At 60.6% G+C, this 19,344-nt stretch carries 16 protein-coding genes; 6 read left to right on the top strand and 10 right to left on the bottom strand.

Annotation, left to right across the window (positions count from 1 at the left end):
• Nucleotides 1–122 precede the first annotated feature (122 nt).
• Together C1725_RS16095 and C1725_RS16100 are read left to right on the top strand one after the other, a co-directional pair.
• The gene (locus C1725_RS16095) at nucleotides 123–851 is read left to right on the top strand and encodes a glycerophosphodiester phosphodiesterase family protein (RefSeq protein ID WP_102412695.1); all 729 of its coding nucleotides are present in this window, start codon (nucleotides 123–125) and stop codon (nucleotides 849–851) included.
• 136 nt (nucleotides 852–987) lie between these two features.
• Nucleotides 988–1,875: a helix-turn-helix domain-containing protein gene (locus tag C1725_RS16100; protein ID WP_102412697.1), complete on the top strand. Its 888-nt coding sequence runs from the start codon at nucleotides 988–990 to the stop codon at nucleotides 1,873–1,875.
• An 88-nt stretch (nucleotides 1,876–1,963) separates the two neighbouring features.
• Here C1725_RS16100 and C1725_RS16105 read toward each other — a convergent pair whose 3' ends face one another.
• The 10 genes from C1725_RS16105 to C1725_RS16150 all read right to left on the bottom strand — a co-directional run bounded on the left by C1725_RS16105 (nucleotide 1,964) and on the right by C1725_RS16150 (nucleotide 13,282).
• Entirely contained in the window at nucleotides 1,964–2,737 is a 774-nt protein-coding gene (locus C1725_RS16105) for a sugar phosphate isomerase/epimerase family protein (protein WP_346026745.1), read from the bottom strand.
• A 74-nt stretch (nucleotides 2,738–2,811) separates the two neighbouring features.
• Nucleotides 2,812–3,204 (bottom strand): cupin domain-containing protein, encoded by a 393-nt coding sequence (locus tag C1725_RS16110; RefSeq protein WP_102412701.1) that lies wholly within the window; start codon nucleotides 3,202–3,204, stop codon nucleotides 2,812–2,814.
• Nucleotides 3,201–4,859 carry a DUF5060 domain-containing protein gene (locus tag C1725_RS16115; protein ID WP_346026746.1) on the bottom strand — a complete coding sequence of 553 codons (1,659 nt, stop codon included), beginning with the start codon at nucleotides 4,857–4,859 and terminating at the stop codon, nucleotides 3,201–3,203. Before C1725_RS16115 ends, C1725_RS16110 begins: the two co-directional genes overlap by 4 nt.
• Nucleotides 4,860–4,925: 66 nt before the next feature.
• A complete protein-coding gene (locus tag C1725_RS16120) occupies nucleotides 4,926–6,446 on the bottom strand; it encodes a type 2 periplasmic-binding domain-containing protein (protein WP_102412704.1) in 1,521 nt (506 codons plus the stop codon).
• Between the two features lie 67 nt (nucleotides 6,447–6,513).
• Complete coding sequence (locus tag C1725_RS16125; protein ID WP_146009275.1) at nucleotides 6,514–7,368, bottom strand: ABC transporter permease subunit; 855 nt, start codon at nucleotides 7,366–7,368, stop codon at nucleotides 6,514–6,516.
• A gap of 2 nt (nucleotides 7,369–7,370) precedes the next feature.
• Entirely contained in the window at nucleotides 7,371–8,294 is a 924-nt protein-coding gene (locus C1725_RS16130) for an ABC transporter permease subunit (RefSeq protein WP_102412707.1), read from the bottom strand.
• A 23-nt stretch (nucleotides 8,295–8,317) separates the two neighbouring features.
• On the bottom strand, nucleotides 8,318–8,953 hold the full coding sequence (locus tag C1725_RS16135) for a GntR family transcriptional regulator (protein ID WP_346026747.1): 636 nt from the start codon (nucleotides 8,951–8,953) through the stop codon (nucleotides 8,318–8,320).
• A 231-nt stretch (nucleotides 8,954–9,184) separates the two neighbouring features.
• A complete protein-coding gene (locus C1725_RS16140) occupies nucleotides 9,185–9,895 on the bottom strand; it encodes a ThiF family adenylyltransferase (RefSeq protein ID WP_102412710.1) in 711 nt (236 codons plus the stop codon).
• Nucleotides 9,896–10,004: 109 nt separating this feature from the next.
• Nucleotides 10,005–12,308, bottom strand: coding sequence for a peptidoglycan-binding protein (locus C1725_RS16145; protein WP_346026748.1), 2,304 nt, complete (start codon nucleotides 12,306–12,308; stop codon nucleotides 10,005–10,007).
• Between the two features lie 161 nt (nucleotides 12,309–12,469).
• The gene (locus C1725_RS16150; RefSeq protein ID WP_102412713.1) at nucleotides 12,470–13,282 is read right to left on the bottom strand and encodes a hypothetical protein; all 813 of its coding nucleotides are present in this window, start codon (nucleotides 13,280–13,282) and stop codon (nucleotides 12,470–12,472) included.
• Nucleotides 13,283–13,476: 194 nt separating this feature from the next.
• Here C1725_RS16150 and C1725_RS16155 point away from each other — a divergent pair, with 194 nt between their 5' ends.
• From C1725_RS16155 to ileS, 4 genes are all read left to right on the top strand, one after another.
• Nucleotides 13,477–14,364, top strand: a complete 888-nt coding sequence (locus C1725_RS16155; protein ID WP_102412715.1) for an ATP-binding cassette domain-containing protein — start codon at nucleotides 13,477–13,479, stop codon at nucleotides 14,362–14,364.
• On the top strand, nucleotides 14,361–15,074 hold the full coding sequence (locus C1725_RS16160) for a hypothetical protein (protein WP_102412716.1): 714 nt from the start codon (nucleotides 14,361–14,363) through the stop codon (nucleotides 15,072–15,074). Before C1725_RS16155 ends, C1725_RS16160 begins: the two co-directional genes overlap by 4 nt.
• Nucleotides 15,075–15,096: 22 nt before the next feature.
• Nucleotides 15,097–15,855: an HAD-IIIA family hydrolase gene (locus C1725_RS16165; protein ID WP_102412717.1), complete on the top strand. Its 759-nt coding sequence runs from the start codon at nucleotides 15,097–15,099 to the stop codon at nucleotides 15,853–15,855.
• A 358-nt stretch (nucleotides 15,856–16,213) separates the two neighbouring features.
• Nucleotides 16,214–19,339, top strand: a complete 3,126-nt coding sequence (ileS, locus tag C1725_RS16170; RefSeq protein ID WP_102412718.1) for an isoleucine--tRNA ligase — start codon at nucleotides 16,214–16,216, stop codon at nucleotides 19,337–19,339.
• Nucleotides 19,340–19,344 lie beyond the last annotated feature (5 nt).

Raw genomic sequence — 19,344 nt, forward strand, 5'->3', positions numbered from 1 at the left:
GTGATGTTCTATTATACCATATCCCGCCTGCGGGCTCAACCGGCTTTTCGCCGCGCCGCTTTCCATCCGCGCGGCGCGGTGGTATAATGGAGGCAGCTTTATCAAAGGCAGGGAGGGTTTCTATGTCTGCTAAGGTCTGGGGCCATCGGGGCGCGAGCGGCTACGCGCCGGAAAACACGCTGGAGGCGTTCGCGCTTGCGGCCAGCCAGGGCGCGGACGGCGTGGAGCTGGACGTGCACCTCACAAAGGACGGCGAGCTCGTCGTCACGCACGACGAGGAGATCAGCCGCGTCTCAAACGGCAGCGGGTTCGTGCGCGACCACACATTGAGCGCGCTCAAAGCGCTCCGCTTCAACAGGACGCATCCCGAGTACGCGGACGCGCGCATCCCGACGCTGCGCGAGGTGTACGAGCTGCTCCTGCCGCTGGGGCTCACGGTCAACGTGGAGCTCAAGAACAGCAGTTTCCTCTACCCCGGCATGGAGGAAGCCTGCATCGACCTGGCCGCGCGGATGGGCATGACGGACCGGGTGCTCTACTCCTCCTTCAACCATTACAGCCTGCGCCGCGTGATGGAGATCGACCCGTCGCTGCCCTGCGGCCTGCTCTACAGCGCCACGCTGATCGACCCCTGGGACTACGCAGCCGCGCTCGGCGCGAAAGCGCTGCACCCGCACCACAGCGCGCTTCTTTACGAGGATTCCTGCGAGGCGGCGCACCGGCGCGGCATCCGGGTGCACCCCTGGACCGTCAACAGCGAGGCGGACATGCGCCTTTGCCTTCAGCGCGGGGCGGACGCGATCATCACCAACTACCCGGACGTGGCCAGGCGCGTCGCAAACGGCGATTGAGGACGTCCGGCAGCGAAAACAACGCGCAGACAGGCGTCTCCCCTTCGGAGGCGCCCGTTCTCTTTCAGCAAAAAACGTCGAGCGCCGCGCCGCCTCTTCGCGGTATGATGGACGCGCCGGAGGGGAGGAAGCGAGCATGACGGATCAGATACAGGCCGTGCAGCGCATGCAGGATTACATCGGGGAGCACCTGAACGAAGACATCACGCTTTCGCAGCTCGCACGCGTTTCCCTGTTTTCGCCGTGGTATTCCTATCGCCTGTTTCGCAGCCATACAGGGCTCACGCCCGCGGAGTACGTGCGCCGCCTGCGGCTCTCGCGCTCTGCCCTGCGGCTTCGGGACGAGGGCTGCCGGATCATCGACGTCGCGTTTGACCTCGGGTTTGGCAGCGTGGACGGCTATCAGCGTGCGTTCCGGCGCGCGTTCGGCTGCAACCCAGGCGAATACGCCGCGCGTCCGATCCCGATCCCGCTGTTCACCCCCTACGGCGTCCAATATGTATCGCTGAGAAAGGAGCGGAAAGAAGTGGAAGAGGTAAAAACCGTCTTCGTTCAACTGATCGAAAAGCCCGCGCGGCGGGCCGTGATCCGGCGCGGCGTCAGCGCCGCCGACTACTTTGCCTACTGTGAGGAGGTCGGCTGCGACGTCTGGGGGCTGCTTACGAGCATGAAGTCCCTTGACGGCGAGCCCGTCAGCCTGTGGCTGCCGGAAAGCCTGCGCGCGCCGGGCACGTCCGAGTACGTGCAGGGCGTCGAGGTGGCATGCACGGAGGAAGCGTCCCCACCGGCGGGCTTTGACGTCATCGACCTGCCCGCCCAGCAGTACCTGATGTTCCGCGGCGAGCCGTTCGCGGAGGAGGACTACTCCACGGCCATCGTGGAGGTGCAGCGCGCGATCGAGCGCTACGATCCCGGTGTGCTGGGCCTCGCCTGGGCCACGGACGAGAGCCCCCGCGTCCAGCTCGAGCCCGTCGGCACGCGCGGCTACATCGAGCTTTGGCCGGTGAAGCGCGCGCGCATCTGATCCGAAGGCAGGGCAGATATGACGAACGGGGCTGTCAAGCTAGCAAAAGCAGCAAGACAGTCCCGTTCGTTTTCTCTTTTACACCCTATCATGAACGTTCGACAGCTTGAAACAGCGCAGCCCGATCAAGCGCCATCTTTTTAATAAAGCGCATGCTTTCCAAGGCCCAGGCAGCCTCTTTTTGTATCGTTTCTTCAACACGTACCTCCGGTGGCGTCCACAATTCCAAAATCAGGTTCGCCTCCGGACAAAATGTCCTCTTTTGCTCTAATACTTGCTGCACAGGCAACATGCCTTTACCAAGCGGCCTTCCTTCCAGCAGAAAGCCCTGCTTATGCGCAAGCCGCTGAATGGCAAAATCTTTAAGATGTACGTTCACGGCGTATGGCATCAGGATCGGAAGTACCGTTCCAACGTCTTCGCCAGCGCCAAACGAATTTGCCGTGTCCAAGCAGATGCCGACCCGTGCATGGCCGACCGCGCAGATGATCTCCGCTAATACGCCGGCGGAAAGCCTGTCGTGGTTTTCAATCGCAAGCACAACATCCGCTTGCTCCAAAGGCTCCGTCAGTTGCTGCAGAATCGTAACGATCTGTTGCGGATCGGGCTCATAGCCAGCCGCATCTACCACAACGCGCAGTAGCCGTGCATGCAGGCATTGCGCAATTTGAATGTATTGAAGGGCGTGTAAATACGTCAGCCCCCTCATGCCCACTTCAAGCTCCACCTCATAGCGCTGTGCCGTCTTTCCCAGGCTTTGAAGCCTCTCCTGACTCCAACCGTCAAGCGCTATGTTGTCTCCGATCTGCAATAACCGAAATCCCTGTGCGTCGGCTCTGCGAACCAACTCAAATGCGTCCATCTCTCCGTTGTCCACAGCCCAGCCATATGTATAAGAGCTTATCCCCGTCTTCATACGCGCACTTCAGCCCCACATCATTTAGCCGCCGCTTCGGCCGCTTTACAGCAGCGTGCATAGTTTTCTTCCGCCGTATAAGCCGGTATAAAAACCGTCGCCAGCTTCATCGTCTCGTCGCCAAGATTAATCATCTGGTGCATTTCTCCCGCCTCAATCCACAGGGCGGTATCTGCCTGCACCGGCGTTTCAGCTCCTTCGCAAAGGGAAACGCCTCGGCCAGACACGACATAAATGAGCTCCGGGCGATCGTGCCTGTGATAGTCTGTCTGTTGATGCGGATATATGATGGCATGGCTGAACGTCAGTTCGGGCACGTCATTTCGATCCGGTGCAAAAAGCACCTTGATATTGCGCTGATACGGTGCAGCCACCGTCACACCGGGTTCTTCCCAGGCATTCATGATTTTCATACGCTTTTCTCCCCTTCTCCATCCATCTTACGGATATGCAACGCCCAGTCCTGCGCATCGGGCGCTTCTATGGCATGCGGCCCCTCCGGGCAAATCTCGGTACGGCGCTCTCCCGTGCGCGGATTAAACCATTCCAGCATACATTGCGGAAGTTTGAGCGTAGCCGCTCCACCGCTTGCAAAATAGAGCACATATTCTTCGTCGGGTTTTGCAAGACAATGGACGATCCCCTTCACATCGGTCAGCAATTCATCGCAGGGCCGCATACGCCAATACCGTATTTTCCCCGATTCCACAAATTGGCGCATACGTCTCAGATCGCCATAAATAGGGGGTGGGTTCCCGCACTGAAAAAGATCGCTTTCGACGAGCCTTCCCTGCTGCGCCACGCCAAAATGCCGGTCTACCCGCCCCATGAAAAAACCGCTCACAAAGGCGATCCAATAGCCCTTCCGTTCCGTGTCGTATGCGCCGACATTGTGACGATCCTGTTCCCCAATGACCGTCGGCCGCCCATATTTCCAGAAGGCTTTTCCAAATCGATGTGTGGCGTCGATGAAGACATCTTCCCTTGCCATCGACGTATGCTCTTGTGTAATGATGAATTGATTGCGCCGGCTTCGGATGAGCGCTTCCTGCTCACCCGTATCCCCAATAGACTGCAAACGCCCGTAAACATCCCAATCCGCCACACAATCTCCCCAATGCTCATACCACGCGCGTATGCGCTCTGCCGGCATCTCCCGTCCGGGCACCTTCGCAAGGTTTCCGCTTTCCGCGCCCAAAGCCCAGAAAACATTCCAGTACGCTGACAAACGCGCCACCGTATAGCGAAGATAACGGCTGATTTGGCGAACATGCTCCTCGTTGTCCAAATCAAATATCGCATTCCAGCCCGTCCCCGCTTCGTCTGTTGAAAGCCACCCGCCGTTGCAGGCATTAAGCGGGTGCGCCGACCACTCTCTCGGCCTGAAGACGGAATTGTCGAACAGGAGCTCTATGCCATAAAATACCCCCTGTTCCTTCGCAAAGGCGAGCGTCCTCTCCAGCCGCCTATAGTAAGAAAGGTTAAAACGTTCCCGTTCTATCCGGCGCTCTTCGCGGTTCGCCCAGGCCCAAGGCCAATTAAAGCTCTCGTCTTGAATGACGCTCTGGCGTGCGTAAAGCTGGTCTACTTCTATCGTCATGTTAACGCCGTTTTTTCCCAGCACGCTCAGGTACGTTTGCATGTCCGCCTCGGTGGGCGGCGGGAAATCAAGCCCCTCAAACGAAAGCGAATCACCGAAAAGGGGATGCGGATACCAACCGTCATTTACGACGAACTCCGGCCCTCCCAGCTCCCGCGCGAACCAGTGCGGGTATCGAGCGTCTATCGTCAAGGCTCCGCGTGATATAGCCTTTGTGCAGGTGAACTCCCCGCTGATGTGGGCGAGCTCCTTCAAATTAGACCTCGTCCAATACCGCCATTTTCCCTCTTCAGGAGGCGCAAACCGAATTCGATAGGTTTGATCTCCGTCATAAAAGCCATCCACCGAAAATTCTCGTTCGCCGTTTGTGAATACCGCGGATAAATCGACATCCACAAATGGATTGGCTCCCTTCGCGTCCGCCATGAAGACGCGCTCAAATATTTCAAAGCGCGGTATTGTATTCATAGCATCCATTCCTCTCTGCGGTTGAGGGAAACGGGAGGGCGGATAAACGTCCTCCCGATCCTACCCTTAGTCTGATACGCCGTCTTCCAGCTTTCTATATTTCTCGTACCATTCGTTTGCGCGCTGTTCGACGACGTCGCCGCCTGTGCGATACCATTCGCTCACAAACTCGTCAAACTTTTCGATCGGCCATTCTCCCGTAACAATATTGACCGCGTACTCGTAGAAGAGCTTATGATTCTTGTGATCCGGATAACCGTCGTAAACGGTAAGCGGCAAACCGTCTCCGGCAATCGTCCTAGACGCCGGGAATGTGGTGTTCTGCATGTCCACCAGCATCTCGCCGAGTCCATCCGGCTTCACCGCGCAGATGTTGTTGACAAAGAAGTCCGCATCGTTCGCCTGCAATCCCTTCAGTCCGTGATACCGCTTACCGAACAGGTCCGCCGAATCCTTTTCGGGGTAATAAACAACCTTTCCATCCACCATGTCCCAGGTATCGCCTTGTATACCGTAAGCCGTAAATAGCCTTCCTTCTTCCGTTTCAAACCAATTCAGGTATTTCAACACGTTCGCCGCATTCTGCTCGTTCGACTTTGGGAAACACCAATCGCGGTTCGCCACTTCCAGCCGGCAAATAAACCCGTCATAGCCGTCTACCTTGGGCGGAGCAATGGCCGACAGCTTTGCTTCGGGATTGACATGCTGCAAATTCGTGAAGTAAGCCGTATCCGCCTGATGAAGCACGTGGTAGAACAATCCCACCTGATCGTTTTGAATCTTCGCGTTGAAGTCCGTTCCGGAATTCAGAAAAGCCTCCGGATCGATCAAGCCTTCCGCATAAAGCTCAGCCATAAAGGCCAAAGCATCCTTGGCGTTTTGCGTGATCGCCGAATACATTAGCTTTCCATCGTAGATGTCCCACAACGGATCCGAGTTAAACATCGGCACACCATACATGGCAAAAAATCCATGCATCCAGTTAGGATCAGACTGGAAAGTCGTGGGCAGCTCATCCTGAAGCCCGTTTCCATTTGGATCCCGATCCCGGAACGCCCGCAGGACTTCGACCAGTTCATCCTTTGTCTGAGGCTTTTCCAGCCCCAGCTTGTCCAGCCAGTCCTGACGAATGATCCAGCCGCGCTCTGCGTAGTCGATGTATACCTGCGGAATAATGTAAATGTGCCCATCCTTGGAGTCTGCTCGCATCAGATTCCACACGCGCTCCGGGATGTTCTTCCACATGTCCGGTGCGTAAAGCGGCAACAGGTCATCCAGCGGCACAGCGGCGTCCTGCTCCACCAGCGTCGCATCCACGCCTGTGTTGAGCGGCCTAAACACGTCCGGCACGTTCATGCCTGATGCGAAGATCATCTGCAGCCCCTCTGCATAGTTGCCTGAAATGGCTCGTATTTCCGGTTCCACGCCTGTCTTTTCGGTCACGTACCGTACATAGGGGTGATCCGCTTCCGGCGGCGATGACCAAGTTCTCAAGATAGAGACCTTGGGCGCGTCCTGCGCGAAAGCTGTGCTCGACGCTAAGCAAACAAAAGCCAGCGCAAGCGCAAACAAGTTCCTCTTCTTCATTCGTCTCCCTGCCTTCTTTCTTAAATTTTATGTGTTTTGGCGCGGTGCACACACGCCAAATCCATACTCATTCTTTAATTGCACCGATCATCACTCCGGCTGTAAAATACTTTTGCAAAAATGGATATACCGCCAAAATTGGAAGTGTAACCACAATAATCGTCGCCATCTGTAAAGTGGTATTGTTGTAATTTACGTCCAGATAGACACCTGGCGTTTCCACGCTCGTCTCCACATAGCTGCGAACGATAATCTGCAATGGCTGCAAATTTTTGTCGTAGATAAACATCAGGGCGTTATAGAAAATGTTCCAGTAAGAAACGGCATAAAATAGCGCGATCGTAGCCAATACAGGCTTAGCCGTCGGCAAAACAATCGAAAATAGCAGTCTTGCATCCCCGCAGCCATCGATACGTCCGCTATCAATGAGCGCCTCCGGCGTTTCCTCAAAGAACGAACGCATAATGACCAGATTAAAAGCATCTACCGTGAGCGGCAAAATCAATGCCCAGACCGTGTTCAGTAGCTTAAAGCTTTTTACCGTAAGGAAAAAAGGAATGACGGGCGCTTGAAAGACCATGGTTAACAGCACAAAAATCATGACGCCTCTACGCGGCCTAAACTCCTTACGCGAAACCGCGTACGCCATCAACGCCGTGACCACAATGCTCAATCCTGTGCCCACCAATGTAACAAAAATCGTTACGCTCATCGACCTCCAGATGCGCGGTTCAGCAAGCACATGTGCGTAAGAGTCGCCCGTAATCTTTTTGGGCAGGATATTAATCTCGTTCCGCTCTACCGGGATGCGTGAACTGATGGAAATGGATATCACGCGCACAAACGGCAGAAGCATGCTCAGCGCAATGACGACGAGTAAAACAAGAACAAATATTTTACCCGGGCTCATCCGTCTTTTCACGGTCAATACACCCCTCTTCCGGTCGCACGTTTGGACAGGCTATTGCACAGAACCATCAATACAAGTCCAAAAACCGATTTAAAGAGACCAATGGCCGTCGTGACGGAGTACTTTCCCTCGCATACGCCATACCGATACACATAAGTATCCAAAATGTCTCCCACCGACTGGGTCACAGGCGTCATCAGGACGTATATCTGTTCAAATCCAAGGTTCAGAAAATTGCCCACGCGCAGCAGAAACATGATCGTAATCGTCGGCATCAGAAGCGGCAACGTAATGTAGAGAGACTGCTTCAAGCGTGATGCCCCCTCTACAACGGCCGCCTCATATAATTCGGGGCTGATCCCTGCTATGGCAGCCAAATAGACGATCGCGCTCCAGCCAACCTCCTTCCAGATAGAGGAAAGGATAACGATAGGAACAAAGCAATCGACCTTTTGCATGTACAGGATCGGGTCCATTCCCATGGAGACTCGAAGGGTATTGAATATACCGTTAAGGCTCAATATTTCAAACAAAATGCTGCCAAGAATCGCCCAGGAAAGAAAATGTGGGAGGTAAAGGACCGTTTGCATGCATCGCTTGACCTTTCGGTTCCCCACTTCATTCAGCAAAAGCGCCAGAAGAATCGGTGCAGGAAATCCATACAATATTTGAGCGAAGCCTATTTTAACGGTATTGCCCAGAATGCGATAAAAATCGGGATATTGAAAGATATAGCGGAAGTTTTCCAAGCCGACCCACGGACTTTGAAACAGCCCCTTAAATATTTGATAATTCTGAAAAGCGATTACGGATCCAAGAAGCGGCACATATTTAAATGCTATAAAGTAAGCCATCCCGGGCAATATCATCCAGTATAAGGCCTTATGCCTTCGCATGTTTTGCCAAAGCGTCTCTTTCTTTCCTTGTCTTAGCATCATGGCCCCTTCTCCCCCTTTCAGCTTTACAATATCCCCATGACTTCCCTACGGATTCTGCGAATATGCTGCTCCGTCTGATCGCGAGCCTCCTGCCCCATACCCAGTTCAATATACCGAAGCATTTCTCCATGCTCTTGCGTGGATCTCCGCTTATCCAGCATTACGCGCGTCACGAGCATACGCGTGTAGTAGATCTGGCCCGCCACCTCTTTTAAGGCATCCACGATGAACTTATTGGGACACAAATTGCGCATATCTACATGAAACTGATCGTCCGCTTCAACCCATGCATCGATATCATTTCTGTCCAAGGCCGCATCCATCTCAGCAATTCTTGCATGCAATCCAGAAAAGTCCAATTTCTCTCTGTGTTCCGCCAAAATGCAGGCAAGCTTTGCTTCAAGCGCCTCGGTAAACTCATACGCCATGTCGATTTCCGTCTTGCTAAACTGTTTCACGATGACCCCCTTCCTTGGTATATATTCCAAAAGCCCCTCGCTCCGCAGACGCACCAGCGCTTCTCTCACGGGGGTTCTGCTCATTTGAAGCTTTTCTGCAAGCTCCACTTCTGAAACGGGATAGCCTCCAAACAGAGAACCATCGAAAATGCTGGCTCGAATTTCTTCATATGCCTTATTCGTTCTCGATACCTTATCCATGCCACGCTCTCCTTTGTATTCTTCAATGTATACATTATAGAATACAATATGAGTCCTGTCAATATACTGCATTGCTTTTTAGGCGTTTTTCTCCAAAAAGAAAAACCAGATAATCCATTCATTTTATAATTGGAGACAAAAAATAGCGACAGAAAAAGATACGCGGCTAAATTCCCGCTCTGCTCTGCCACTATTTTATGTATTTCACATTGTCCGTCCCATTCGCTGTCCTTACACCCCCGCGAGCGTCCGCACGACCTCGCCCGCGAGGATCAGCCCCGCGCAGGAGGGCACGAAGGAGACGCTTCCCGGCGTCTGCCGCCGACCCGCCGCGGCGGGCTCGCCCAGGTCGAGCGGCCTGCGCGGCTCCTCGGTCGAGTAGAGCACCTTCACGCGCCCGATGCCGCGCGCCTTGAGCTCCCGGCGCATCACGCGGGCGAGCGGGCACACGCTCGTGTTCTCAATCCAATCGATCCGAAACCGCGTGGGGTCGAGCTTGTTGCCCGTGCCCATGGAGCTGATGATATCGACCCCCGCGGCCCGCGCCCGCTCGATCAGCGTCAGCTTGGAGGACACCGTGTCGATCGCGTCCACGACGTAGGAAAAGGAGGCCATGTCCACCTCTCCCGCCGTTTCGGCGGTGTAAAACAGCCGCCGCGCGTGCACCCGTGCGTCGGCATTGACCGCGAGGACGCGCTCCCGCGCCACCTCCACCTTGGGGCGGCCGATCGTCTCAAGGGTTGCGACGAGCTGGCGGTTCACGTTGGTGAGGCTCACCACGTCGTCGTCGAACACGGACAGCTCGCCCACGCCGCAGCGGGCGAGCGCCTCCACCACGTAGGAGCCGACGCCGCCCACGCCGAACACCGCGACGTGCGCCCCGCGCAGGCGTTCCATCCCCTCTTCCCCCAGGAGCATCTGCGTTCGCGAAAATGCGTTCATGCGGGCCCTCCCCTTCTTCGTTTCCACCGAAAATGGGCGGCGGCCGTCTCCCCGCCGGGCCCCCTCCGGCCCGCGCGGGAATTTTCAGCCGCCGCCCTTCGCGTATCCTTTACTTGATCATCTTCTGCGTCGCTTCCCAGCCGGCGAGGATCGCCTTCTGGTGCGACACCGCGTACGGTCCCGTCTCCTCCGCCTCGCTCATCTCGCGCGGGAAATGGATGCACAGGTGGCCGTCGAAGTTGTTGTCCTTGATGGAGCCCGACAGGTGCGGTACGTTGTGCATGGAGGCGATGTACGTCTGCCCGTCCGGCATCGTGATCCAGACCGCCTTCGGCGTCCAGGTGTTCTTGTTGCCGAACGCCTTGTACATGATCGCCGTGTCGTCCGCCGTGCGCGGCTGCGAGTCGGCATGCGCGCCGTTGGACATCATCACGCACTGCCAGGTGTAGCCGGTCGCGAAGTCGTAGATCTGCATGACCGTCCCGGCCTTGTACTTGGGCCTGATGCCGGTGTACCAATTGACGTTTCTGACGCTCGCCGCGTTCGGCGCGGTCGTCGTCTGTCCGCCGGAAGAACCGCCCGGATTCTCCGTGCCGCCCGTGGTGCCGGAGCCCGACATCGCGTACAGCTTGTTGAGCGTACTCACGCCTGCGACGCCGTCGGCCGTGAGTCCGTTGGCCCGCTGGAACGAGCGCACCGCTTCCTCGGTGATGGTGCCGAAGTTGCCCGTGACCGAGCCCGTGTAGTAGCCCAGATCCTTGAGCTTCTGCTGCATGTTCTTCACCAGCGTGCCCTGGCTGCCGCGCTTCAGCGTGCTGGAATCCGTGGCCGTGGAGTATGCCTTGGCGCTCGCGCCGTACAGCACGGTCTGCGTGTTCTTGCCCGCGATGCCGTCGGCCGTGAGTCCGTTGGAGGACTGGAAGGTCATCAGCGCCGTCTCGGTGGCCGAGCCGAACACGCCGTCCGCGCTGCCCGCGAGATACCCCAGATCCTTCAGGCGCTGCTGCAGGTTCTTCACGTCCGTGCCCTGGCTGCCCAGGCGCAGCGTCGTATTGCTGACCTTGCTCGACTCGTCGCTCACCGCGCCGCTTCCAGACCCGCCGCTCGTGCCGGTGGAGGGCGTCGCGTTCAGCATCGCCAGCGTCTTCGGGCCCGCCACGCCGTCCGCGCCCAGGTTCTTATCCTTCTGGTACAGCCGCACGGCTTCCTTCGTCAGGCGGCCGTAGCTGCCCGTGATCTCGCCCGTATAATAGCCCAGATCCTTGAGCTTCTGCTGCAGCGCCGTCACCTGCACGCCGCTGGAGCCCTCCATCAGCGTCGCCGAGGTGTCGGTCGTTCCGCTGTTCGTGTCGCCGGAGGGGGTTTCCTGCGTACCCCCCGTCGTCTCGCTGAAGAGCTTGGCGAGCGTCTTCTGCCCCGCGATGCCGTCCGCGCCCAGTCCGTTCTTCTTCTGGTACTGGCGCACGGCCTCCTTCGTCAGGCGGCCGTAGCTGCCCGTGATCTCGCCCGTGTACAGGCCCAGGTCCTTGAGCTTCTGCTGCAGCGCCGTCACGTCCGCGCCGCTCGCGCCCTCGCGCAGCGTGGCGGAAACTACCGTCTGCACGCTGCCGGTACCGGTGCTGGTGCCGGAAGAGGTGCTTTCCCCGTACAGCTTGGCCTGCGTCTTCTGCCCCGCGATACCGTCCGCGCCCAGTCCGTTCTTCTTCTGGTACTGGCGCACGGCCTCCTTCGTCAGGCGGCCGTAGCTGCCCGTCACTTCTCCGTCGTAGTAGCCCAGGTCCTTGAGCTTTTGCTGCAGCGCCGTCACGTCCGCGCCCGTATCGTTCAGATTGAGCGAGCGATAGACGCCGGTCGCGCCGCCTCCGCTGACGCTGCCTCCGCCTGCGGTGCCGATGACGCCCAGGAGCAGCTCCTGCGTCTTCTCGCCCGCCACGCCGTCGGCCTTCAGGCCGTTTTCTTCCTGAAACAGGCGCACCGCGTAGACGGTCGAGTCGTCGTACTTCTTGTCCGGCTCGCCGTCAAAAAAGCCCAGCGTCGCCAGGCGCGTCTCCAGCGCGAGCACGTCCTCGCCCGAGGAGCCCTTGCTCAGCGTGCGGTAGGAGGTCACGGAGGTGTTGTATCCCGTCGTCGCGCCGGTGAACGTGGTGCCGCCCTTGACCGTCACCACGTCGGAGCGCACGTACCCCTTCTTGGAGCCGTACTTGACGTAATACCACTCGCCCTGGGTGTCCATGACCTCCAGCTCGGCGTTCGGGGCGAGCACCACCAGAATGTCGCTCTGCGTGGTGGCGCCTTTGCGCAGGTAGACGTGCCCGTTGGCCAGCACCGTCTCCGCGAATGCGGAAAAAGGCGCCGCCGCCATGCACGTGGCCAGTATCGCACCCGCCAGCGCGCGGCTTACCGCCTTCTTCACACCGCAATATCTTCCCAGCACCATCATGCGCACCCCACTTTTGATCTTGTGTGAATATTTTATGACGGACGCCGGGATTTGTCAATACGATTTTTAACATTTCCGTAATATTTAACTTAAATATGTAAGATAAGGAAACCTTTCCGAAATATTGATGGCATTCAGCGCATCAGCGGCAGCAGCGCCAGCGAGACGGCGAGCACCGCGGCTCCCAGCGCGAGCCACAGCAGCAGCGCCGTCTGCACCACGTCGCCCGCGATCGGGTCGTGCGTGGGCTCCTGCCCGATGCCCACGGCGGCGGCGGTCACGCGCGAAAGCCGCCCCTCCAGCGGGGTTTTGAGCATGCCGAGCGCCGCCTCCACCTCCAGCCCGCACAGCGCGGTCAGCAGCGCGCACAGCCCGGCGTATAGCCATTCGCTCGCGCGATAAAGGACGCGCCGGACGCGCAGGAAGAGCGGCTCCTCCCGCCACAGGCAGAGCACCGCAGCGTAGGCGCAGGCGAGGGCCGGGCCCAGGCGCAGGGGCGTTCCCACGAGCGCGAGCAGCGCGCCCGCAAAGGCCACGTGCGCGGTATTCAAGCTGATCTTTTCGCAGGCAGCGCGCACCACGTCCTCGTATGTGTGCGCCTGCGCGCCGTTTCCGAGCGCCTCGGCCGCCCCGCGCACGTCCCCTTCCTCCAGCAGCGCACGCGCGCGCATCCCCTCGTCCATCAGCGCGCGCACGGGCAGGGCGAGGGCGAGCAGCGCCACGCGAACGGCGGGATGCAGGAGCGACAGCAGCGCCGCCAGGAGGGCGATCACGCCGGCGGCGGCGCGGGCAGCCAGGCGCCCTGCGTCCTCCGCGCGCCGCCGGGCGATGAGCCGCTCGAGCAGCGCGCACAGGCGGGCGGGCAGCGCAAAGCAGGCGGCGTGCACCGCGGGTACCTCGGAAAGCAGACAGGAAAGCGCGAGCGCGAGCGGCAATTCAAAGAACACCGGCACCCCTCCTTCATTTCATCCTCGGTTCATTATGCCATGCGCCTGACCGCGTGTCAAATCACAGTTGCTTCCTTTGGCAAGGGGTGATATGATGGTTCCGTAGGGGGACAGGCTTCCTGCTTCTGTTCCCATGAAAACGCACGTCTTCGCGGCGCTTTTGCCGCGGGGCCCGATCCTGAAGGAGGCGCCCCATGCCCGTTGTGGAAGTAAACTGCCTGACCAAGGTGCTGGAAGAAAAAAAGGTCCTGTCCGGCGTCTCGTTTTCCCTGCAGCCCGGCGAGCGCCTCGCCGTCGCGGGGCCCGCGGGCGCTGGAAAGACCACGCTGTGCCGCCTGCTGATGGGCATGCTCGTGCCCACCTCCGGCAGCGCGCGCATCTTCGGCCACGACGTGCTGCGGGGAGGCCGCATCTGCCGCCAGCTGACGGGCTACATGCCCGCCGGAACCGCGCTGTCTCAGCGGCTCACCGCCGGGGAGCACCTGCGGCAAATGCTTTCCTTTTATCCCCGCGCCTCCATAGGCTACGCCAAGGCGCTGCTCGACCGGCTGGAGCTGAACGCGGATCTCCTTCCCTGCGACATGACGCACGCGCAGGCGCGCCGCCTGCGCCTCGCCCTCGCGCTGGCCGTACAGCCCGAACTGCTCATCCTCGACGAGCCCTTCGCGCCCGGCTTTGAGGAAGCCGAGGACGCCTTCTTGGCGCAGGCGCTCGAATCGGAGATAAACGAGCGCACCACGCTGATCCTGACCTGCCCGCATCTGGACGCCCCGCCGCTGCCCCTGACGCGCGCGCTGCTGCTGCGCGGCGGCGAGGTTCTCGCCGCCGGGACGCTGGACCGCCTGCGCCTGCCCTGCCGCCGGGTGTGTATCTCCGGCGCGGCGCCCGGCGACGAGGCGCTCCAAAAGCTGCGCGCCTTCTGCGTGGAGCGGGAGGCGGACGGCGTTTCCTTCTTCTACGACGGGGCGGCCGACGCGCTGCTGCTCGCGCTCGCCCCGCTGCACCCGCGCGAGGTCACGATCGAAAACGCCAGCGCGGACGACGTGCTCGTCCGCTCGCAGGCCGAAGGAGGGATGGAATGAACCTGCTTTTTCTGGAAATTCGCCGGCTTCTGCCCCGCGCGGCGCTGCACGGCGTCCTGGTCGGCCTGTGCGCCCTGCTGCTGGTGCTCTACGCGCGCATGAACAGCTTTTTCGGCCTGCTCCGTTCCCTGCGTTTCCTCCTTCCTTCCCTGCCCGGCCTGCTGCTGGACGTCCTGTACCTCTATTGCTTCCTCTTTGCGGCCGGCAGCGGCGCGCACGCCCTCAGCTTTGCGGACGACCCCGATTCCCGGGAGGACCGCTTTTCCCTGCCGCTCAGCCGCGAGCAGCTCGCGCTCTCCTGCCTCGTCGCGCGCCTTTGCGCGCTGACGCTCTTCGCGCTGTGCGCGGGCGCGGCCGTGTCGCTGGGGGCGATGGCCTTCGGCGGCGCGACGCGCACCTCTGCCCTGCCCCAGGCGGCCGCCCTGCGCTTCCCGGCGCTGCTCTGCGCGTTTCTGGTGGGCTTCGCTTTCTCCGGCCAATGCCTGCGGGCGGAGCATGCGCTGCTTTTGACGCTGCTCTGTTTTTTCCTGCTGCACGGCGCGGCGCTGCTCGCCTACGCGGGGATTGGGCCCTCCTTTTTGCTGTACCTGTCGCCCGTGTTCACGTTTTCCGCCCGCATCAGGGTCCTGCCCGCCCTGCTGTGGGGCGCGGCAGGCCTCGGGTGCATCCCCCTGGCGCTGCTGCGATTCAACCGGCGCGACCTGCTATAAAAGGAGGCATGACGCCGTGCGGATGCCCGAAATGATCCTCTTTGACTACGGCCATACCCTGCTATCAGAGCCCGGCAGCGATCCTTTGCGGGGCCAGCGGGCGCTGTCCCCCTACGTGACGCGCAATCCGCGCGGCCTTGGCACAGAGGAAATCTGCGCGTTTTCCACGCAGCTCTTTAAGGAAGCGGGCGCCGCGCGCGCCGGCGGGTTCGAGCTGCACAACTTCGCGTTCCAGCGCCTGCTGTACGAGTCCCTGGGCATCGAGTTCTCCCTTTCCTGGGCGCAGGCGGAACGCGTCTTCTGGGACGGCATGTCGCCGGGGGCGGTCATGCCCGGCGCGCGGGAAATGCTGCTCAGCCTTCAGGCCCTAGGCATCCGAACGGGCGTCGTGAGCAACATCTCGTTTTCGGGCGAGTCCCTGCGCGAGCGCCTGTGCCGCCTTTTGCCGGACAGCCGCTTTGAGTTTGTCATCGCCTCCAGCGAGTACATGGTCAGAAAGCCGAATCCGCGCATCTTCCGCCTGGCGCTTCAAAAGGCCGGGCTCTCCCCCGACCGCGTCTGGTTCTGCGGCGACAACGTCCGCGCCGACGTGGAGGGCGCTCACGCGGCGGGGCTCTTCCCCGTGTGGTACGAAGGCGAGTCGGGCGAGCCGGATTACGACGTCCGCCTCGACCCGCTGGGCCCGCCCCGCTGCCCGCACCTGCACATCCGCCGCTGGTGCGAGCTCACGGAGCGCCTCCAAGCGCTCGCGCACCCCCTTTCCCCCGCAAATTTTTCATAAAACCCTTTACATTTCCCGCGCGGTGAATATAATAGTAAGGTAATAACAAAAAACGCGATGATCGAGACGTGCGCATGTGCGGCGCAAAGCGAGCCGGCGGGGCGTTTGCCCAGGGTGAAAGGCCGGAGGCCAGGCATGCGTCTGAATCACTCGGGAGCGGTCCACGCGAAGCGCGCGGCCTTCGGGCGGCGGCGGAGCGCGGAACGGCCTTGTCCCCCGTCAGCGGGACGGACGGATGCCGCATCCGTCCGCAGAGCGGGCGCATTGCGCCAATTTGGGTGGTACCGCGAAGTCCTTCGTCCCATTTCGGGACGGAGTTTTTTTATGCCTCAAACCACCATCGCAAGGAGGATTCCCCATGTATCAGAAAGTGCCCACCGACATGCGCTTTACGGCGCGTGAAGAGGAAATCATCAAGTTCTGGAAGGAAAACGACGTCTTCAAGCGCCAGTGCGAGCAGCGCAGGGGGCAGGAGCCCTTCACCTTCTTCGACGGCCCGCCCACGGCCAACGGCAAGCCCCACATCGGCCACGTGCTCACCCGCGCGATGAAGGACCTGATCCCGCGCTACCGCACGATGAAGGGCTACGACGTCATGCGCAAGGCGGGCTGGGACACCCACGGCCTGCCCGTGGAGCTCGAGGTCGAAAAGATGCTCGGTCTGGACGGCAAGCCGCAGATCGAGCGCTACGGCATCGAGCCGTTCATCCAGGAGTGCAAGAAGTCCGTCTGGAAGTACAAGACCGAGTGGGAGGAGATGTCCGAGCGCGTCGGCTTCTGGGCGGACATGGAAAACCCCTACGTCACCTACGAGGACGAGTACATCGAGTCCGAATGGTGGAGCCTCAAGCAGATCGCGGAAAAGGGCCTGCTCTACAAGGGCCACAAGATCGTGCCCTACTGCCCGCGCTGCGGCACCGCGCTTTCCAGCCACGAGGTGGCGCAGGGCTACAAGGAGGTCACCGAGACCTCGGCGGTCGTGCGCTTCCACGTCAAGGGTCAGGAAGACGCCTACCTGATGGCCTGGACGACCACGCCCTGGACGCTGCCCTCCAACGTCGCGCTGTGCGTGAACCCCGACGTGGATTACTGCCGCCTGCTCTACCGGGGCGACAGCTACATCATGGCCTCGGCGCTCGTTCCGTCCATCTTCGGCGAGGACGCGAAGGACTGCGAGATCGTCGAAACCTTCAAGGGCGCCAGGCTCGAGCGCATGGAGTACGAGCCGCTCTTCGACTTCGCGCGCCCGAAGGAAAAGGCGTTTTACGTCGTATGCGATGGCTACGTCACCACCGAGGACGGCACGGGCATCGTGCACATCGCCCCGGCGTTCGGCGAGGACGACGCGCGCGTGGGCCGCGCCTACGGCCTGCCCTTCGTGCAGCTCGTGGACGCGCAGGGCAAGATGACCCCGGAGACGGACTGGCCGGGCGTGTTCGTCAAGGACGCGGACAAGCTGGTGCTCGCCGATTTGAAGGAGCGCGGCCTGCTGGTCAAGGCCCCGAAGTTCACCCACAACTACCCGCACTGCTGGCGCTGCGACACGCCGCTGATCTACTACGCGCGCTCCTCCTGGTTCATCAAGATGACCGCCGTGAAGGAAGCGCTGCTGCGGAGCAACCGCTCGGTCAACTGGATGCCGGACAACATCAAGGAAGGCCGCATGGGCAACTTCCTGGAAAACGTCATCGACTGGGGCCTCTCTCGCGAGCGCTACTGGGGCACGCCCCTGCCGGTGTGGACCTGCGAGTGCGGCCACGTGCACGTCATCGGCTCCAGGCAGGAGCTGTGCGAGCTCGGCCACGACGTGGACCCGAACATCGAGCTGCACCGCCCCTACATCGATCAGGTCACGATCCCCTGCGAAAAGTGCGGCGGCGAAATGCACCGCGTGAAGGACGTCATCGACTGCTGGTACGATTCCGGCTCCATGCCCTTCGCCCAGTGGCATTACCCCTTCGAGCACAAGGAAGAGTTCGAGCGCCGCTTCCCCGCGCAGTTCATCTCCGAGGCCATCGACCAGACGCGCGGGTGGTTCTACACCCTGCTCGCGATCTCCACCTGCCTGTTCGAAAAGAGCCCCTTTGAAAACTGCCTGGTGCTCGGCCACGTGCAGGACAAGGACGGCCAGAAGATGAGCAAGCACAAGGGCAACGTCGTCGATCCCTGGACCGTGCTCAACGCCCAGGGCGCGGACGCGGTGCGCTGGTTCTTCTACGTCAACGCCGCGCCGTGGCTGCCCAACCGCTTCTACGCGGAGGCCATCTCCGAGTCGCAGCGCAAGTTCATGGGCACGCTGTGGAACACCTACGCGTTCTTCGTGCTGTACGCCGACATCGACGGCTTCGACCCCAAGGAGCATCCGCTCGAAAGGGCGCAGCTCTCCCTGATGGACAGGTGGGTGCTCTCCCGCCTGAACACCCTCGTGCGCGAGGTGGACGACGATCTCATGAACTACCGCGTCACCGAGAGCGCGCGCGCGATCGGCGACTTCGTGGATGAGCTGTCCAACTGGTACGTCCGCCGCAGCCGCGAGCGCTTCTGGGGCAAGGGCATGGCGGGCGACAAGGAGGCCGCGTTCGTCACCCTTTACACGGTGCTGGAGACGCTCTCGCGCCTGATCGCGCCGTTCGTGCCCTTCATGGCGGAAAGCATCTACCGCAACCTCGTGTGCTCCGTCAACCCCGACGCCCCCATCTCCGTGCACCTGTGCGACTACCCCGTCTGCGACGAGGCGCGCATCGACAAGGAGCTGGAAGCGCACATGGCCGACCTGCTCGCCGTCGTGCAGCTGGGCCGCGCCTGCCGCGCGGGCGCGAACATGAAGGTGCGCCAGCCCGCCGCCGCCCTGTACGTGCGCGGCGCGCAGCTCCCGCAGGACTTCGTCGCGCTGGCCCGCGACGAGCTCAACGTCAAGGACGTGCGCTTCACCGAAGACACCCGCGCGTTCACCACCTACAGGCTCAAGCCCCAGATGCGCACCCTCGGCCCGCGCTACGGCAAGCTGCTGGGCAAGATCGGCGCGCACCTGCAGACACTGGACGGCAACGACGTGGTCGACGCCTTCGAGGCGGGCCGCACCGTCTCCTTTGATCTGGAGGGCACGCAGGTCGAGCTCTCGAAGGACGACGTGCTCACCGAGCCCTCGCAGAAGCCCGGCTTCGTCGCGGAGACGGACAAGGGCGTCACCGTGGTGCTCGACACCAACCTGACGCCATCGCTCATCGCCGAGGGCTTCGCGCGCGAGGTGATCTCCAAGCTGCAGACCATGCGCAAGGAGGCCGGCTTCGACGTGACCGACCGCATCCGCGTCACCTACGACGCGGCGGATAAGCTTGCCGGCATCATCGAGTCCAGCCGCGAGACCATCGCCTCCGGCGTGCTGGCGCTTTCCATCGAGCGCGCGGCGGCCCCGGCGGACGCCTATCAGAAGGAATGGAACATCAACGGCGAGAGCGCGGTTCTCTCCGTGCGAAAGGCTTAATCAAA

Origin of the sequence: Beduinella massiliensis (assembly GCF_900199405.1) — a bacterium.
GTDB classification, from domain to species: Bacteria; Bacillota; Clostridia; order Christensenellales; family Aristaeellaceae; genus Beduinella; species Beduinella massiliensis.

Coding starts and splice junctions, on each gene's coding strand:
- ileS (WP_102412718.1), top strand. CDS start 16,214: ATGTATCAGAAAGTGCCCACCGACATGCGCTTTACGGCGCGTGAAGAG.
- C1725_RS16105 (WP_346026745.1), bottom strand. CDS start 2,737: ATGGACGCATTTGAGTTGGTTCGCAGAGCCGACGCACAGGGATTTCGG.
- C1725_RS16110 (WP_102412701.1), bottom strand. CDS start 3,204: ATGAAAATCATGAATGCCTGGGAAGAACCCGGTGTGACGGTGGCTGCA.
- C1725_RS16095 (WP_102412695.1), top strand. CDS start 123: ATGTCTGCTAAGGTCTGGGGCCATCGGGGCGCGAGCGGCTACGCGCCG.
- C1725_RS16160 (WP_102412716.1), top strand. CDS start 14,361: ATGAACCTGCTTTTTCTGGAAATTCGCCGGCTTCTGCCCCGCGCGGCG.
- C1725_RS16115 (WP_346026746.1), bottom strand. CDS start 4,859: ATGAATACAATACCGCGCTTTGAAATATTTGAGCGCGTCTTCATGGCG.
- C1725_RS16165 (WP_102412717.1), top strand. CDS start 15,097: ATGCCCGAAATGATCCTCTTTGACTACGGCCATACCCTGCTATCAGAG.
- C1725_RS16130 (WP_102412707.1), bottom strand. CDS start 8,294: ATGATGCTAAGACAAGGAAAGAAAGAGACGCTTTGGCAAAACATGCGA.
- C1725_RS16135 (WP_346026747.1), bottom strand. CDS start 8,953: ATGGATAAGGTATCGAGAACGAATAAGGCATATGAAGAAATTCGAGCC.
- C1725_RS16120 (WP_102412704.1), bottom strand. CDS start 6,446: ATGAAGAAGAGGAACTTGTTTGCGCTTGCGCTGGCTTTTGTTTGCTTA.
- C1725_RS16100 (WP_102412697.1), top strand. CDS start 988: ATGACGGATCAGATACAGGCCGTGCAGCGCATGCAGGATTACATCGGG.
- C1725_RS16140 (WP_102412710.1), bottom strand. CDS start 9,895: ATGAACGCATTTTCGCGAACGCAGATGCTCCTGGGGGAAGAGGGGATG.
- C1725_RS16155 (WP_102412715.1), top strand. CDS start 13,477: ATGCCCGTTGTGGAAGTAAACTGCCTGACCAAGGTGCTGGAAGAAAAA.